Annotated in this window: 13 protein-coding genes and 1 tRNA gene; 3 read left to right on the plus strand and 11 right to left on the minus strand. The window is 37.2% G+C overall.

Annotation, left to right across the window (positions count from 1 at the left end):
- Positions 1-20 precede the first annotated feature (20 nt).
- Positions 21-91, plus strand: a tRNA-Thr gene (locus DQM95_RS07435).
- A gap of 153 nt (positions 92-244) precedes the next feature.
- Here DQM95_RS07435 and DQM95_RS07440 read toward each other — a convergent pair.
- From DQM95_RS07440 to DQM95_RS07450, 3 genes are all read right to left on the minus strand, one after another.
- The gene (locus DQM95_RS07440; protein WP_037593330.1) at positions 245-1765 is read right to left on the minus strand and encodes an amidase family protein; all 1521 of its coding nucleotides are present in this window, start codon (positions 1763-1765) and stop codon (positions 245-247) included.
- A gap of 240 nt (positions 1766-2005) precedes the next feature.
- Positions 2006-2749, minus strand: coding sequence for an HAD-IIB family hydrolase (locus DQM95_RS07445; RefSeq protein ID WP_037593329.1), 744 nt, complete (start codon positions 2747-2749; stop codon positions 2006-2008).
- Position 2750: 1 nt separating this feature from the next.
- Positions 2751-3239, minus strand: a complete 489-nt coding sequence (locus DQM95_RS07450) for a prolyl-tRNA synthetase associated domain-containing protein (RefSeq protein WP_037593328.1) — start codon at positions 3237-3239, stop codon at positions 2751-2753.
- A 160-nt stretch (positions 3240-3399) separates the two neighbouring features.
- Between DQM95_RS07450 and DQM95_RS07455 the strand changes: the two genes are divergently transcribed.
- Both DQM95_RS07455 and DQM95_RS07460 read left to right on the plus strand, forming a co-directional pair.
- Entirely contained in the window at positions 3400-4293 is an 894-nt protein-coding gene (locus DQM95_RS07455) for an ABC transporter ATP-binding protein (RefSeq protein ID WP_037593327.1), read from the plus strand.
- The gene (locus DQM95_RS07460) at positions 4290-5507 is read left to right on the plus strand and encodes an ABC transporter permease (protein WP_037593324.1); all 1218 of its coding nucleotides are present in this window, start codon (positions 4290-4292) and stop codon (positions 5505-5507) included. The genes DQM95_RS07455 and DQM95_RS07460 overlap by 4 nt, the downstream gene beginning before the upstream one ends.
- A gap of 23 nt (positions 5508-5530) precedes the next feature.
- Here the strand turns inward: DQM95_RS07460 and DQM95_RS07465 are convergent, their stop codons facing one another.
- From DQM95_RS07465 to DQM95_RS07500, 8 genes are all read right to left on the minus strand, one after another.
- Entirely contained in the window at positions 5531-6136 is a 606-nt protein-coding gene (locus tag DQM95_RS07465) for a VTT domain-containing protein (protein ID WP_037593322.1), read from the minus strand.
- Between the two features lie 159 nt (positions 6137-6295).
- Positions 6296-7204 carry an AEC family transporter gene (locus tag DQM95_RS07470; protein WP_046388290.1) on the minus strand — a complete coding sequence of 303 codons (909 nt, stop codon included), beginning with the start codon at positions 7202-7204 and terminating at the stop codon, positions 6296-6298.
- A 109-nt stretch (positions 7205-7313) separates the two neighbouring features.
- Positions 7314-10220 carry an NADH-dependent flavin oxidoreductase gene (locus tag DQM95_RS07475; RefSeq protein ID WP_111685993.1) on the minus strand — a complete coding sequence of 969 codons (2907 nt, stop codon included), beginning with the start codon at positions 10218-10220 and terminating at the stop codon, positions 7314-7316.
- 14 nt (positions 10221-10234) lie between these two features.
- The gene (gene aroD / locus DQM95_RS07480; protein ID WP_015911681.1) at positions 10235-10990 is read right to left on the minus strand and encodes a type I 3-dehydroquinate dehydratase; all 756 of its coding nucleotides are present in this window, start codon (positions 10988-10990) and stop codon (positions 10235-10237) included.
- Between the two features lie 232 nt (positions 10991-11222).
- Positions 11223-12110, minus strand: a complete 888-nt coding sequence (locus tag DQM95_RS07485; protein WP_015911682.1) for a shikimate dehydrogenase — start codon at positions 12108-12110, stop codon at positions 11223-11225.
- Positions 12111-12126: 16 nt separating this feature from the next.
- The gene (locus DQM95_RS07490) at positions 12127-13359 is read right to left on the minus strand and encodes an MFS transporter (protein ID WP_037593318.1); all 1233 of its coding nucleotides are present in this window, start codon (positions 13357-13359) and stop codon (positions 12127-12129) included.
- A 79-nt stretch (positions 13360-13438) separates the two neighbouring features.
- A complete protein-coding gene (locus tag DQM95_RS07495) occupies positions 13439-14722 on the minus strand; it encodes an MFS transporter (protein WP_037593315.1) in 1284 nt (427 codons plus the stop codon).
- A 45-nt stretch (positions 14723-14767) separates the two neighbouring features.
- Positions 14768-15625 carry an SDR family NAD(P)-dependent oxidoreductase gene (locus DQM95_RS07500; protein WP_015911685.1) on the minus strand — a complete coding sequence of 286 codons (858 nt, stop codon included), beginning with the start codon at positions 15623-15625 and terminating at the stop codon, positions 14768-14770.
- Positions 15626-15683 lie beyond the last annotated feature (58 nt).

Consider the following 15683-nt stretch of genomic DNA (forward strand, 5'->3'; position numbering starts at 1 on the left):
ATAGTAATATAGATAGAGTAGCCGCTATAGTTAAATGGTATAATAAAGCAATGGTAATGCTTCGTTCCGAGTTCGATTCTCGGTGGTGGCAAATAAATCAAATAGAAATCCTTGTTAGACGAGGATTTCTATTTTTATTTTTAGTCAAGAATTTAAGGTTTAATTATGATTCCTACACAATTTATCATAAAGCATGAATTTCTCTATCTTTTAGCTAACAAGCATACTTGAAACCACTCTCTAATCAGTTCTCTAAATATTTTTGGGGGATGAGACGAGCATGTGTTTTTTGTTCAAAACTATAAGAAAGGTCCGCTAAGAATTGCTCTTGATTGTTTAAGGTCACAAAGCTTGCACCGATTGGCTCTCCTTTTTTAGATTTACCTATCGGAACTGTCATTTCAGGATAACCTGCAACTGCTGGCAAGAGAACGCCGGAATTATCATAAAAAACGATAGCGTCTAGTTCTTTATTGATAAATTGGTTTTTTAATCGTCTTTGCGCAATAGCCACCATCTTTTTGACTTTTTGTTTTTCTTGTTTTCTTTCTTCATTGGCTTCTTCAAGAAGAGCTTGACCATATTTTGCTCTTCTCCCTAAATCTTTTTGATTGAAAGCGATTAAGTCTGATAAACTTTTTACGGGAGCATCATATTTCTGAAGATAGTTAGATAATTGGCCTTTAAATTCTTGATTAATCATAAAGTCATTATCGATATCTTTTTCAGAGATAGAAATATTTACAGGAATTGCTCCGTTTTTGACTAATAGGGTCTTAAGTTTGTTTTCTTTATCTCCCACAATTCCAATTCTTTTCCCCTTAATAAAGTCTTTAGAATTGTTCAATGTTATGGTCTTGCTTTTATCAGTGATACTTGCATTATATAACGAAATAGCATCTGCAACATTTTTAGCCATCGTTCCAACCGTATCCAATGTAGGCGATAAGGGAATAACACCTTCAGTAGAAATGGCCTCTCTTTGAGGCTTAAATCCGACAATAGAGTGGATGGTTGAAGGAGCAATAATAGAGCCTGTTGTCTCTGTTCCAATAGCTACTGTGCTGAAATTTGCTGCTACCGCTACTCCACTTCCGGAGCTTGAACCTAGTGGGGATAGTTTCATAGGATTAAAAGGATTGTGTGTTTGTCCAGCTTTAGAGCTATATCCACTTGGCATCTTAAAATCCATAAAATTGGCTAGTTCTGATAGATTTGACTTTCCTAATATGATAGCATCGCTTTTAATCAGTTCGTTAACCACAGTTGCATTATCTTTTGGTCTAAAATCCTTGAGAGCAAAAGTACCCCCACTGGTCGGCATATCTTTAGTATTGATATTATCTTTTATTAATACTGGAATACCAGTTAGGCCACGCCCTTTTTCTGAATGGTGATCGCAAGCACGTGCCTTTGCCATGACATTGGGATTGATTTCCACAGTAGCATTTAGGCCATTGGGTCCCAAATCAATAGTTCGAATGCGATCTAGATAAAAGGCAGTCAATTCTTCATAACTTAATTTTCCAGTCCTTATCGCCATTTGTAAGTCATCTATTGATTTCTCCATAATTAATGCACTTTTGGCCCTGACACTGGTTAGGTCAATGCCTAGCAACTGCTTGTCAATTTGCTGAATTCTTTTTTCTTTGTCATAGGCAATTCTTTCTTCCTTTTCCGGTAAAAAGTTGTGACAGATCCAAAATACTCCTATTCCAATAATCATTAACATCACTAGTAGAATAATCATCAGTTTCTTTAACATTTCTATCTTCCTTCTTATTTAGCCTTTTATCATTTTGTTTTTATAAGAACCTTATTTATAACTAATCACTTTATAAGTATAACATTTGATTATAGAAATTTCTATTGTATTATTAAAACGAAACAGTTTTTCTATTCTAAAAGTTAGATTTAGTAGTAAGATTTGAATGATTTTTCAGCTTAACCATTTCTTTATAAATCGTAAAAAAAGAGCTTATTCATTTTTGATTAAGCTCTTTTGCTATTTAATGGATACAAGTTCTTCCAAGTATCTTCTAAGCTCAGATATATCCATAGAATGGTAGTAGGTTGATTGTAAGAGATTTCCTAAGCAGATAGCTTTTTGAGCATTCTCTAACATGGTTATGTCGTTATGGTCATTTCCAAATGCTATATAAGATTCTTCTCCAATTAAGGCTTTAACGGCATTGTACTTATCAATGCCCTTTGCAGTAATCACAAGTTCTTCTACCAAATCATGATACAAAACAGTAGCTTCTGTCAATTCTTGGAAGAGCTTAGCCAAATCAGGGTTAACTCCAAAAAGAATGATTTTAGTCACCTGTTTTTGTGATAGTGGTACCTGACTTGCTATGGAATCAGGGTCAAGTTTTTCAAGAATATGATTGTCTTTATCTCTGATTCTAGCAGAGTAGTCCCAATCATAATCAACAATATAATCTAAATCATAAGTGTCAATCAGTTGAAGGATTTTCTCACTTGTCTTTTGTGTTAAGTAATCCTTTAAGTGAATAAGTTGATTCTGACGGTACATGCTTCCATTAGCCCCTATGAGGTCCGACTTTTCAAAGTCGCCAAGAAGGGGCATCATGTCTCTAATAGGACGAGCGGAAGCAAAAATTAGATGATACTTTTCTTGTAATTGTCTTAATAGTTCTAATAAACTAGCTTCTATAGCTTTGCCATCAAAAACAATAGTGCCATCTAAATCAAAAACCAAATGTTTGATTGTTTCTTTTGTCATTTTATAAAGTCACCTCATGGATAACATAGCCAAGGGATTCAATAAAAGTTAAAATGTCTTGAGTCTTGATAAAGACAGTCTTTGTGTTGTCGTTTGGGTGAAAGGTTTGAATAGGCTCTTTTAAGATGTCTTTGTCAAAGTAAACTTGGATATCCTTGCCTTCATTGTTTAAGAGGCCAAATGGAGAAACCATACCTGGACTGACCTTCATTTTTTCTTCTAAACTTTGAGCGGAAGCCATTCGGATACGGTTAGCATTAACGAGTTCTTTGAAGAGTTCCATGTCCAGAGGTTTTTGGTCATCCATGATGAGTAAATAATAAGCCGTTTTTTTCTTATTTGTTAAGAACATTGTTTTAGTTCGCACGCCTTCATAGCCCTCGATATAACGATCAGCTTCTTCAGTGGTAAAGGCTGGTGGGTGTTCAACAATATCATAACCAATGTCAAGGTTTTTTAAGTGCTTATCAATTCTTGAATCTACTGTCATTTGGCTATTCTCCTGTATATGCTTTACCTTATTATAAATCATTAAAGAATTTTTATCAAAATTCTCTCTTTTTCTCATTTTTATTTGACAAAAGTCCTTCATATTTTTTATACTAATTTTGTAAAGCAACCTTTACAAATAGAAAGAGGAGACATTTGCCATGTTACATGTTAATCAGCTGCAAAAGAGTTATGGATCTAAAGAAGTCCTCAAAGGCCTTACCTTTTCGATTCCATCTGGAAGTATTTGTGGTTTTGTAGGGAAAAATGGTGCAGGTAAAACCACTTTTTTTCATTCCTTATTGCACTTTGTTTCATACAAGGGAGATATTTCTTTGGATGATGAAGCTATTACTACTAAAACATACCCTCGAATAGGTTATCTTCCAGAAGAAAGAAGCCTCATCCCTAAGTTAACTGTTTTTGATCAAGTTCGCTATTTGGCCAGTTTAAAAGGGATGTCTCCTAAAGAAGTCAGCCGTGAACTTCCTATTTGGATGGAAAAGTTAGACGTAAAAGGTAAGATTACGGATAAGATTAAAAGCCTTTCAAAAGGAAATCAACAAAAAATTCAATTGATTATTACCTTAATTCATCGACCTGATTTAATCATTTTAGATGAACCTTTTTCTGGCCTAGATCCAGTCAATACTGCTATTCTTAAAAAAGTTATCCTGGAAGAAAAAGATCGAGGAGCTACCATTATTTTCTCAGATCATGTCATGACAAATGTCGAAGAATTATGTGATCAGTTAATTATGATTCAAGATGGAAAAATTGAATTGAATGGTAGTATTCAAGATATTCGCCAATCATTTGGAAAAACAAGACTTTATTTATCCCCTGAAATTGACAGGTCACTACTTGATGAAATCCCAGGCATTCATTCTATTGAGAAATCCAATCAAGGCCTATGGCGATTGATTCTGGAAAATGAAGAGGTTGGGCAAACTGTTTTTAATACCATTGTTAATGGTCGCTATATTTCAACCTTTGATCAACAGGCACCTACCATAGATGAAATCTTTAAAATGAAGTCAGGAGTTGTATCATGAAAGAAATCCTCATTGTATGTAAAGAAACCTTTTTAAGACAGGTCAAGTCATGGTCATTTGTTTTGATGGTATTATCACCCTTTCTCTTTTTAGCCTTTTCTGCAGGGATTGGCTACGTTAGTGGTTCTTCTGCTGAAAAATCAAATAAGATTGCCATTATTCTTCCCCAAGACAATATGAAAGCTGCCTTTAAACAGCTGGATCATGTTACCTTTGATTATAAGGATGTCCAAAAAGCTAAAAAAGATTTGAAATCAGATAAAATCCTTGCTTATATCACTCTTTCTGAAAATAACCAGGTGATCACAGCTAAGTATTTTAGCAAGGAGGAACCATCTCAAAGTCAGAAAGCCTTATTAACCCAATCATTAAATGGTCTGCAACAAACCTTAAATGTGGCTAAAGCTCAAATCAGTCCGCAACAATTAGAAACGCTATCAACTCAAGCAAAGCTTGATGTGCAAACGACCAGTCATACCAACTATGATAAAATTAGTAAATACATTTCCTTTTATGGTGTGACCTTTATCATGTATATGATTCTAATCATCTATACATCTCAAACGGCTCAAGAAATTGCTAGTGAAAAAGGGACAAAAATTATGGAAGTAATCTTTTCAAGTGTCCCAGCGAATCATTACTTTTATGGTCGTATTTTAGGTATTTTTGCCGTCATTTTAACCCACATGACCATTTATGTGGCGGGTGGCTATCTCTGTTTCAAACTAGCAAATAAACTTGAAATGACTAAGGAATGGATTCAAAATATGAAACCATTATTGGATAGTCTTATCAAACATTTGGATTGGAGCATTCTATTCTTTGCTATCTTTGGCATTTTACTATATGTGGTCCTAGCTGCACTTTGTGGTTCACTTGTGGTTAGACCAGAACAAGCCAATCAAGCAGCTCAACTTCCTATTTTCTTAGTCATTGCGGCATTTATGGGAGCCTTTGTTTTAGGTCAAGGCAATTCTGATCCCCTCCTTCTTAAGATTGGATCCTACCTTCCATTCTTTTCAACCTTCTTCATGCCGATTCGTCTGATTAATGGCTTCGCCCATTTGAATCAGAGTCTGATATCGTTGTTAATTCTAGCTCTTACAACCCTTTTCATCACCATGTATATTGGTAAATCTTATTCAGGTCTTATCCTACAAACTGATGATATCGGTTGGTTCAAGAGTCTGAAACGCGGTTTAAATCATAAATAAGAGAGAGGAACTTATCCTCTCTCTTATTTTTTCAACTGACGCTTGACTGCAACAAAAATAATAGGTAATACTGATACAAAAATGATTGCTAACATAATCAGTTCAAAATGTTTTTGAACAAATGGTATACTTCCAAAGAAATAGCCAGCTAGTAAACCGATGATGACCCAAGAGAGTCCGCCAATACAGTTATAAAGCAAAAATTTCTTCTTGTCCATGCGACCAATACCTGAAATAAAAGGAATAAAGGTGCGAACAATTGGGACAAAACGTCCAAGGGAAATAGCAATGTTCCCATATTTGGCAAAAAAGTGTTCTGTTTCGGCAATATGGTCATCCTTGATAAACTTTCCAAAAAAGGGAACACGCCTTAACGCTAATCCATAGTTTTTACCCAAGGTATAGTTTACATAATCCCCTAAAATCGCAGCAATAGCTAAAATGATGATAAAAATAATGGGATTATAACCACTCTTAGCAATGGATGCACCTGTCATAAACAAAAGAGAATCCCCAGGTAAGAATGGGAAGAAAACTAAGCCCGTTTCCACAAAAATAATGACAAAAATAATGGCAAAAGCGTATAGACCATAATTGGTCAAAATCATATTAATAAAATCTGTAAACATAGTGTTCCTTTAATTTTTCATTTTTCCTATGTAATAGCATAGCAAAAACAAGAGGCAATTACCAGAAATCTTTTTCCGAAAACTGGTCACTTAAGCTTTCCTTAAGCTTTGCTGACCAATTAGTTTTTTTGGTAAAACTCTTGCCTAAATCTTTCAGAATTAAGCTTGAAGGATAATAAATAACGTTATGAGGACAATACTCGAGATAATGGTCAAAGAATTAATGGTGGCAGGCGTTGCACTTTCGCTTCCTAATTCACGCGCAAATATTGGCGAAACAACTGCAATTGGGGCTAACAAACATATGGTCAACATGTCTTTAGCAATGCTCGTCAAAGGAAGGAGCATAACAAGAGCAATCATTATCCCTGAACCCAATAAACGAAGTCCCAAGAGTCTAACAATTTCAGCAACTTGTGTCCTGTTCATCCGAAGATCAACCATAATGCCTAGCACTAACATAGCCATAAAGGGATTGGCATCTGCAGCAATTTTAGCTATGGAAAGGACGGCATCAGGTAGTTGCAAGCGAAAAAAAGCTAAACAAAAACAGAAAAGATAAGTACAAAATGGGATAGAATGAAAAAGTTTAGAGATAAATTTCTTCAAGGTCATGCGACCATCTAGTCTTGCCAAACCACTCGCCATTGACACATTTCCACCAAAAACCATGATAGCATTTCCAATATCAAAGAGTATAACAGTAATCAAGTATGAAGCAGGGAAAAAACTTTGAACAAAGGGAAAAGCAAAATTACCAACATTAAAACCAGCTAGTTGGATTATTTCTTGAGACTGCTCAAGAGGGGTCTTGCCACGCCCCTTTAGATAACCAATCATAATCATCAAAAAGTTACCTAGGAGGGCAATCATCATAGGAATAATGAGCTGGCTAGAAATCGTAATGGTTTTAGCTGAAATGAGCAATGCCGATGGCAGTGTCACATTCATGACAACTTTAGCCATGGCTCTGCCTTCCTTATCCGAGATCATGCCTCCTACCTTAAATAAATAGCCCAGTAGGACGACCAATACAAAAGCGCTAGCTTTGATGAGAATATCTAACATTTTAACTCCTTTATACTCTTTCTAGTATATCACATTCTCTGCTCAGCCATTTTCCCAAGCAAAAAGCCCAAATGATAAGACACTTGAGCTTATGCTAAATGAAAACTTCCTAAATGCTACTTGCTAAGCTTTCTGCTGCAAGTTTGCCAGAAGTTAAGGCCCAGGCATTATTAGCACCTGAAGGGGAATCTGTTCCCATAACACCACCGACAACTTCTCCTGCCGCATACAGGCCTTTAATAACCTGACCTTTTGTATTTTCAACTTCTAAATGGTCGTTAACAACTAAACCACCCATTGTCGTTGCAAAACGAGGTCTTTGTTCAATCATGTAGTAAGGGCCTTGACCAACTTTTTCTTGTAAGAATCGCAATTCACGGTGGAAATCTTGGTCGTTACCCATTTCAACAAAACTGTTGTAACGTGACACTGTATCACTTAATGCCGAAGGATCCATACCGGCTAATGCTGCTAGTTCTTCTAAGCTATCCGCATGGAAAAGATATGGTGTTTTTTGCCCATTTGCCGCTAACCAGCTTTCAACTTCAGCTTCTGAAATACCACCCTCAGCAATTTCTTTTCGGAAAATGTCAAAGTGTTTTTGGTCCAATAAGAGGTAAAGTAATTTAGATTTTTGTTCCATTAACACTTCCAAAATATCGTGGTTACTTGCTCGTTCATTGACCACGCGCTGCCCGTCTGTATTGACTAAGAGACCATTTTCTTTGAGAACGGCTAGGTTACCACCAATTGTTGATTTGGCATAACCTGGCGCTACTTCAACACCATTTGGATAAATTTTCCCAAATTCCATGAGACGGCTAGCAGCATCAATTTCTGGTACTTGCGCCATTAGGAGTCCTTCTCCCATTGAAGAACTTGTTCCGTAAAAGAGAACATCTTTTAGTTCATCCGTTAAGAGGGCTTTATTATTACCGTAACCACCAGTTGTTAAAATAACACCTTTAGTTTGGATACGATGGGTTTTACCTGTTTCTTCTACCGCTACGATACCTGTTACATTTCCTTGGCCGTCATGCAAGAGCTTCTCTGCTTTCGTTTGGAGAAGAAGGTTAACGCCTGATGCTGCCATTTTAGAACGAACGGTGTCAGCGAAGCCATGTCCCCCATGGGCATAAGCCAATTCACGATCTTTACGATACTCAGCAAGGACATGCAAGCCTTTGTCGTATTGAACTCCAATATAGTCATGTACCCAATCAGTTGCCTGACCAACATTTTCTGTTAACAAACTTAGTAATTCCGGAACGTTTTTATGATTTCCATTTGCCATAAAGTCTTCATACATGAGTTCAGGACTATCATCCTTCACGCCTTCTTCCATTTGTAAGCGTGAACCCATGACGACCTGATTCCCACCTGAAACGGAAATAGCACCACCGATAAAGCTTAGTTTTTCTAGCAAGGTAACTTTCAAGCCTAACTCGTCAGCACGAAGAGCTGCTGCAATTCCCGCTGCACCACCACCAACAACCACGAGGTCTGCTGATTCTTCTACAACTTCTGTAGAACGAACAACAGTTGGTTTTGGACGAGCTTTTAAGACATCGACAGCATCCTGGCCACTAGCTTGGAGGACAGCATCTGAAACCCCATCAATAACCCCTTGACTGGTAGAGGATGCCCCAGAAACAGCATCAACATTTAGGGTTTGGAAATCAATGATTTGTTTTGGCATTTTTTCAAAGACCAAGTCTGATAAACCAGCTGATTCCCCGGCACTATCGATTTCAATGGCAGTAATTGCACTTTCACTAAAGGTGACCTTCATAGGTAATTCACTGTTGTGACCATGTGCCATCACTCGGTACTCACCTGCTGTGTATTCCAAAGGTTTGGTCATTAATGCTTTCAAGCGCTCTGCTTTTTTGCTTTCTGCAACAGTATCTTTAACAAGGAAGAAGGTATCATCCATAAACTTCCACAAAGGAGTTGGGATGACTAATTTTTCACGGTCATTAATATCTGCAAATGTTGGAACTTCTTTACCCTCCATAATGGATTGCGCCCAATCATTTTGAACAAGAAATCCTTTGGCAACTGCAAGCATATCATAACCTGCTTCTAATGCCTGTTCAGCATCAGCTTTTTGCAATACACCACCAACTCCAATGACTGGAATTGTAGCTAAGGCTTCAGAACGTAGTTTATGATATTTAGCAATAGTTGGTTCTAAATCGTTGCTATCCACAATAGATGTTCTCAGGTAATCTCCCATTGAGAAATGAACATAATCTAAGCCTTCTTCAGCAAGTGTATTTAGAAGATACATACTGTCTTCAAAACGGATACCCGGTTCTTCCAACTCTTCAGGCGAAAAACGATAACCGATAACAAAATCTTGGGCACCTTCTTCCGCAACAACATGATGAGCTGCCTTTAAGACTTCGAGAGGAAATTTTGCCCGTTTCTCACGACTTCCCCCCCAAGCATCTTGACGTCTGTTTGAATGTGGAGAGAAAAATTGTTGTAAGAGGTAAGTATTTGCACCGTGTAGTTCAACACCATCAAAACCTGCTTTAATAGCACGACGAACAGCTTCTTTAAAAGCGTCAATCATTTCCAAAATGGCTTGGTGTGTCATTTCTGTTGGCACTGGTGCATTTGGACGAAGGGCTGCAACTGCTGAAGCTGAGATAGGTGTTGCACCACCATTCATCACTGGCCAGGCCATACGGCCTGCGTGATAAATTTGAATGTAGGCTTTTGATCCTTTATTTTTTATGGCCTTAGCCAAACGACTCAAGCCTTCAATTTTATCGTCATGATCAATTCCAAGTGCTCCAAAAAATCCTCGACCTTTATCCTCCACAAAAGCACTCTCAACAATAATGGCTGCCGCATTTCCAGAACGTTCTGCATAATAAGCCATTAATTCTTCTGTCATACTACCATCAAAATATGCAGATTGTGTGGTCATTGGCGCCATGAGGATCCGATTTTTCAGAGCTTGTCCAGATGGCAGAGTAATTGGCGTTAATAATGTTTTAGTCATTTGCTTTCCTTTTCTTATTCTAATGAAAATGTCTTCAATATCTCTTTTAATAGGGTAACAGGGACTTGTCCTGGAGCTGATGCCTCCTGAGCAGCTCCAAAAGTCGCTGCCGATCCAAAGGCTTCACCAGAGACGCGTGTTACCATTCCCAATGATCCCATAGACATGGTAATTAAAGGATTCTGTAATTTTTGTCTTGCTTCAACAGTAGCTGTCATTAGGGTAATCACATCCTGATTACTTTGTGGCATGACAGCTATCTTACAAATATCAGCACCCTTTTCTTCCATCATGGTTAATCTTTCCACAATAGTATCCTTACTTGGTGTCTTATCAAAGTCATGATTACACATAATGATTTTGATCTGGTGATCATGTGCTTTTGCCAATAAATCACTGACTTGTTTTTCTGGCATAAAGAGTTCGACATCTAGTAAATCAAGACTCCCCTTTTCAATCAAATGATTGTAGAGCTCAAAATACTTGTCATCTGATAAAGGATAAACGCCACCTTCTTTATGTGTTCTGAAAGTTACTAACAAAGGCTTGCCTAATGCACTTCTAACCTGGTGGGAAAGGTCACTTACTGCTTCAAAGTCTTCAACCTCTCCAAAATGATCAATGCGCCATTCCACAAAGTCACATGCTATTTGACTTATTTCTTCTGCTGCTTTTAATATATCTTCTTTGGTTTTTCCAACAATTGGGACAATGATTTTTGGTTGTCCTTGACCAATTGCTACCTGACCAACTTCTACTGTTTTTGTCATAGGAGAACACACCTTTCTTAAGCGTTTTCATTTTATTCAAAAGAATAAACACATCATGTTTTGACTAAGCTATCAGCCATAATGTGATACTTTTCACTAATAGTATAGCATGACAAAATTGCAAAATCTAATGCATCTTTTTTTGACAATTGATAGATAAAATCTATTAATTGTCCTATAGAAATAACAGGCGATCAAAAAAAGATAGGCTAAGCCTACCTTTCTATCTTCTTTATTTGTCTTGGTCATTAAAGAGCAAGTCTTTTATGTAATCTACGGGCATATCTTCGCCAGTAAATAATTTGAAAGCTTCAGCTCCTTGATATAACATCATTCCAAGACCATTAATGGCTTTTTTAGCCCCATGCTCTTTAGCAAATTTCAATAGTTTTGTTTCTGCTGGGCTGTAGACAACATCAAAGACCACTAGGTCCGGACGAATCACTTCAGGATCAGTAATTAAGCTCATATCTTCTAGTGGTTTCATTCCAACACCAGTTGCGTCAATATAAATACTTGATTCCGCGATAGATTTCTTGAATGCTTCTTGATCAGCTAAATCTGTAAGGCTTGCTTTAGTTTGAGTTCTACTATTAATTTTTTCAACCGTTTTTTCTGCATTAGCAAAAGCAGCATCCTTTTGGTTAAAAATACGGACTTCTTTGGCACCATCTAAACCTAATTGAACAGCTATGGCTGTTCCAGCACCACCAGCACCCGATAAGGTAATGATTTGATCTTTAATGTCAACACCTTCTTCAGCTAAGGCACGAACAGCTCCTGTTCCATCTGTCACATGTCCAACTAAATGCCCTTTTCCATCTTTATTCACAACAGTATTAACAGCGCCGACCAACTCAGCTGCAGGTGAAATTTCATCAAGGTAAGGGATAATGGCTTGCTTATTTGGCATTGACACATTTGAACCACGAATACCTAAGGCACGAATTCCTTGTACAGCATCAGCCAATTCTTCATTTCCAACTTCAAAAGCCAGATAGGCATAATCTAAACCAAGTTTTGCAAAGGCTTCGTTATGCATTTTTGGAGATAAACTGTGACGAATTGGTGTTGCAATGAGAGAGATGAGTAATGTATGACCTGATAAACGTTCTGACATAATGAATTCCTTTCATTTAACGAATACTAATGATAGTAGTTTCTGATAAAAATACTTTTTTGTAGCGATAAGCCACAATACTTAAGACTAGAGTTCCTAACATGGCAAGACTTGTGATTAAATAGAAGACCCACTCAATGTTATTTTCTGCTAAAATACCAGTAATATAAGGAGATCCCATAACCGAAACGGATGTCGCCAATGAATAATAACTGGTCACCAAACCTCTTCTTTGTGGGAAAAAGTCTAATAAGGTTGCCAAGCCAAGTTGCCAAATACCACCTGCAGCAAAAAATCCAATACAGAAAGTTGCAAGAACAAGGGTATAAAGATTTGGAAACATTAAGAGGATGAAAATGGCAAGTGCCGAAATACTGGTACAAAAAATCATAAAGGAAACAACATTTACCCCTTTTTTTACAATTACAGAGGTGATAAAAACTGAGATAAATGAGAAAACACTGTATAAACTCACAAACATGAGACTATCCGTTCGAGCTATACCAACCACTTCCTCAGCAAAAGTCGGAATCCAAATAATAAAAATATTGAATAAAGATACCGATACGAGTGAAAAAATGAGGAGACAGACTCCCTCAATGGCGAAGTTTGATTGGTTCCATAGAGGTTTTGATTCTGCCAAAAGCTCTGCTTCAGTGGGAGTTTCAACTGGTCGATCTTTCTTTATTGTTGGAAATGGTAACTTCAATAAGAAGAAAACATTAAGCACTAAAAAGAAAGCCGAAGCAATGAAAGTCCAACCAAAATAGAAGTGATTTGCTAGTAAAAAGCTAGTGATAATAGGAAGAAGAAATTGTCCAACTGAGATAAAGGCTTTATTGAGAACACTTAATGCACTATTGCTGTTATGTTCTTCAAAGGCTTCTACCACGACAGGATAAGTTGCCGTATCTAAAAAGGAATTCCCGATACCTGCAAATATAGCAAAAGCAAAAGCTACCATATAATTGGTTGAAAGGATCAATCCTATATAGAAAATAACATAAGAGATAACTCCCAAAATAACAGCCTTGCGTCTTCCTAAAGCATCTGAAATGAGTCCAGCTATGTTAACACTCAAAACCCTTCCAAAACCAATAGCACTGATAACAAGTGTTATCTGACTTAAAGAGGCGTGCCACCGCCCCTCCAGAACAGACATGTTTTGCGAGATAATGATGGCAGCTATTCCCTGAAAAATATAGTTGATATAGAGTGCACCTATGGTCGGTACATACTTATTTTTCATTAGATGATTCTCCTTGTAGCTCAATTATTTCTTGCACCCATAAGTCATCAAAGAAACTGCTATCGACGACTTTAGAAAATTAGCCTTTTTTTGAGTTGGAGAAGACTGAAACACCAAAGATGTGTCCATAACGTTTGCCTGCAAACATCATCAGTGCTGCTGAAGCAAAGCCACAGATTGAAACAAATAACATGATCATATCTGCACGGTTGGCAGCAATTAATTTAGATGCTAGCATTGGAACGATATAAGAACCAAGTGCCATAACAAAGTAATAAATACTTGTATTGCGTCCTTTATTTTTGTCAAAGAATTGATTAAGTACGGCATTACCCATTTGCAACAAACCACCGGCAGCAAAGAATCCAATGATAATACCTGCAAAAGTTAGAGTTGCTGCTGTTGGTACAAAGTAAACCAACAAACCAGCTAAACCAGCAAAAATAGGACTAATAACCAGTAAGGCAATATCACGGATACCACGCGCCATCAAGACTGAGAAAACAATTGTTGCAACTAAACCACCTAATTGGTAGTAAGAAGTTACCGCAGCTGCACCTGTTTCAGACATATGAATCACATTTTGAGCATATAGTTTTGAAGCTTGTTGGAACAAGTAGAAGGTTGAATAAATGGTAAAGGCAAAAGCAGATAAGACAACGCCATCAACGGCAAAGTTAGCTGCGTTTTGATGTTTAGTTGTATCAGAACTTACAGAAGTTACTTGATTTGTACTTTGTTTTGCTTCTAAAATTTTAATCGCTTCTCTTGCAGAAACTTTTTGTTCTTTACGAATGTCATTATCTGGGAATCGTGCCACTAAAACACCAGCTAAAACTAAAATACTAAGTACAAAAGGAAGGATAATCCCAATTTCTGCAGACATTTTATGACTCACTAAGAAAGCCACAAATAATGGGTAAAGCATTGATGACACAGAAATAAATGCCTTACTGAAAATAGAAGCTGTTGATTTATTTTCAGGATACATTTCAAAGAGTGCTGGGTTAATGGCACCATCATATAGAGAGGTCATCGCACCACCAATGAAAGCAAGAATATTAGCCATCATAATATTGGTTGCTACTAAGAATGATCCAAACATGATCACATAACCCATTAAACCTAAAACAATCAGTGGTTTACGTCCTACTTTATCCGATAAGGCACCAGAGAAGGTCAAGAAGGAAATCTTACCTAAACCAGTCCATGCAATGACCGCAAAAACAGCAGCTGCTTCTACACCCCATTTATTAGCAAAGAAGTCAGCATTTTGAGAAATAATAATAGCTTGAATACCATGACAGAAGTATGTCATCCAAAGTAAAATAGCCGTGAAATTGTATTTGTTATTCTTAAACATAAGATCCCCTTTTCCAAATGACAAGTTTTTTGTCAGTGGCTTTTCTTATTTATTTCCTTTAATTCTTTCAAGATAAGCTTGATGTTCTTTTTCAGCATAGTTACGGCGACCACCTGGTTTTGGCGTTTGATCCCCCATCATGATACCAAAACCACCTTCAACACGTAGTTCGTGTCCGTTAGTATAATCAGAACGGTCACTAGCTAAGTAAAGGACAGCATTGGCAATATCCATTGTGTTACCGATGCGTTTATTGGCAGTTAGCGCTTTACGTCCATTTTCAACTTCAGGGTCTGCATAGAACGGTTCTGAAAGTGGTGTCTTCACAAAACATGGTTGAATACAGTTGCTACGTAAACCAAATTGCCCCCATTCAGCTGCCATTTGACGAGACATCATATTGACACCAGCTTTTGTTGAACTATAGGCTGCAGAGTAAGTTTCTGGGAAGACAGATGCAATTGTTGAAATATGCACCATATTACCATGACCTTGTTTAATCATTTGACGACCAAATCGTTGAGAAACAAGGAAATATCCTGTTAAATTAATATCTACGGTTTGTCGCCATTCATCCAAGGGTAAATCTTCTAAAGGACAGGCACGAAGCATCGCTGCAGTATTGACCAAAATGTCAACCTGACCAAATGTTTCTACAGATTTGGCAACTGCATTGTCAACTGCTTCTTCTGAAGTGGAGTTGGTAACAATTGCTAAGGTTTCAACACCATAAGTATCTGAAATTTCCTTAGCATAAGCCTTAAGCTCATCTTCCTTAATATCAAGTAGAACGATTTTAACGCCTTGCTTTGCAAATTCTTGAACGATTGTTTTCCCCATACCACCGACAGCTCCAGTGACTGCAGCAACTTTACCTTCTAAACCTAACCATTGTTCCGTCATGTTATTACCTATCTTTCTATTATAACGTATTTTGATGAATTTCCGATATTTTGTTACA

This window comes from Streptococcus uberis, from assembly GCF_900475595.1.
GTDB classification, from domain to species: domain Bacteria; phylum Bacillota; class Bacilli; order Lactobacillales; family Streptococcaceae; genus Streptococcus; species Streptococcus uberis.

Coding starts and splice junctions, on each gene's coding strand:
- DQM95_RS07440 (WP_037593330.1), bottom strand. CDS start 1,765: ATGTTAAAGAAACTGATGATTATTCTACTAGTGATGTTAATGATTATT.
- DQM95_RS07445 (WP_037593329.1), bottom strand. CDS start 2,749: ATGACAAAAGAAACAATCAAACATTTGGTTTTTGATTTAGATGGCACT.
- DQM95_RS07450 (WP_037593328.1), bottom strand. CDS start 3,239: ATGACAGTAGATTCAAGAATTGATAAGCACTTAAAAAACCTTGACATT.
- DQM95_RS07455 (WP_037593327.1), top strand. CDS start 3,400: ATGTTACATGTTAATCAGCTGCAAAAGAGTTATGGATCTAAAGAAGTC.
- DQM95_RS07460 (WP_037593324.1), top strand. CDS start 4,290: ATGAAAGAAATCCTCATTGTATGTAAAGAAACCTTTTTAAGACAGGTC.
- DQM95_RS07465 (WP_037593322.1), bottom strand. CDS start 6,136: ATGTTTACAGATTTTATTAATATGATTTTGACCAATTATGGTCTATAC.
- DQM95_RS07470 (WP_046388290.1), bottom strand. CDS start 7,204: ATGTTAGATATTCTCATCAAAGCTAGCGCTTTTGTATTGGTCGTCCTA.
- DQM95_RS07475 (WP_111685993.1), bottom strand. CDS start 10,220: ATGACTAAAACATTATTAACGCCAATTACTCTGCCATCTGGACAAGCT.
- aroD (WP_015911681.1), bottom strand. CDS start 10,990: ATGACAAAAACAGTAGAAGTTGGTCAGGTAGCAATTGGTCAAGGACAA.
- DQM95_RS07485 (WP_015911682.1), bottom strand. CDS start 12,110: ATGTCAGAACGTTTATCAGGTCATACATTACTCATCTCTCTCATTGCA.
- DQM95_RS07490 (WP_037593318.1), bottom strand. CDS start 13,359: ATGAAAAATAAGTATGTACCGACCATAGGTGCACTCTATATCAACTAT.
- DQM95_RS07495 (WP_037593315.1), bottom strand. CDS start 14,722: ATGTTTAAGAATAACAAATACAATTTCACGGCTATTTTACTTTGGATG.
- DQM95_RS07500 (WP_015911685.1), bottom strand. CDS start 15,625: ATGACGGAACAATGGTTAGGTTTAGAAGGTAAAGTTGCTGCAGTCACT.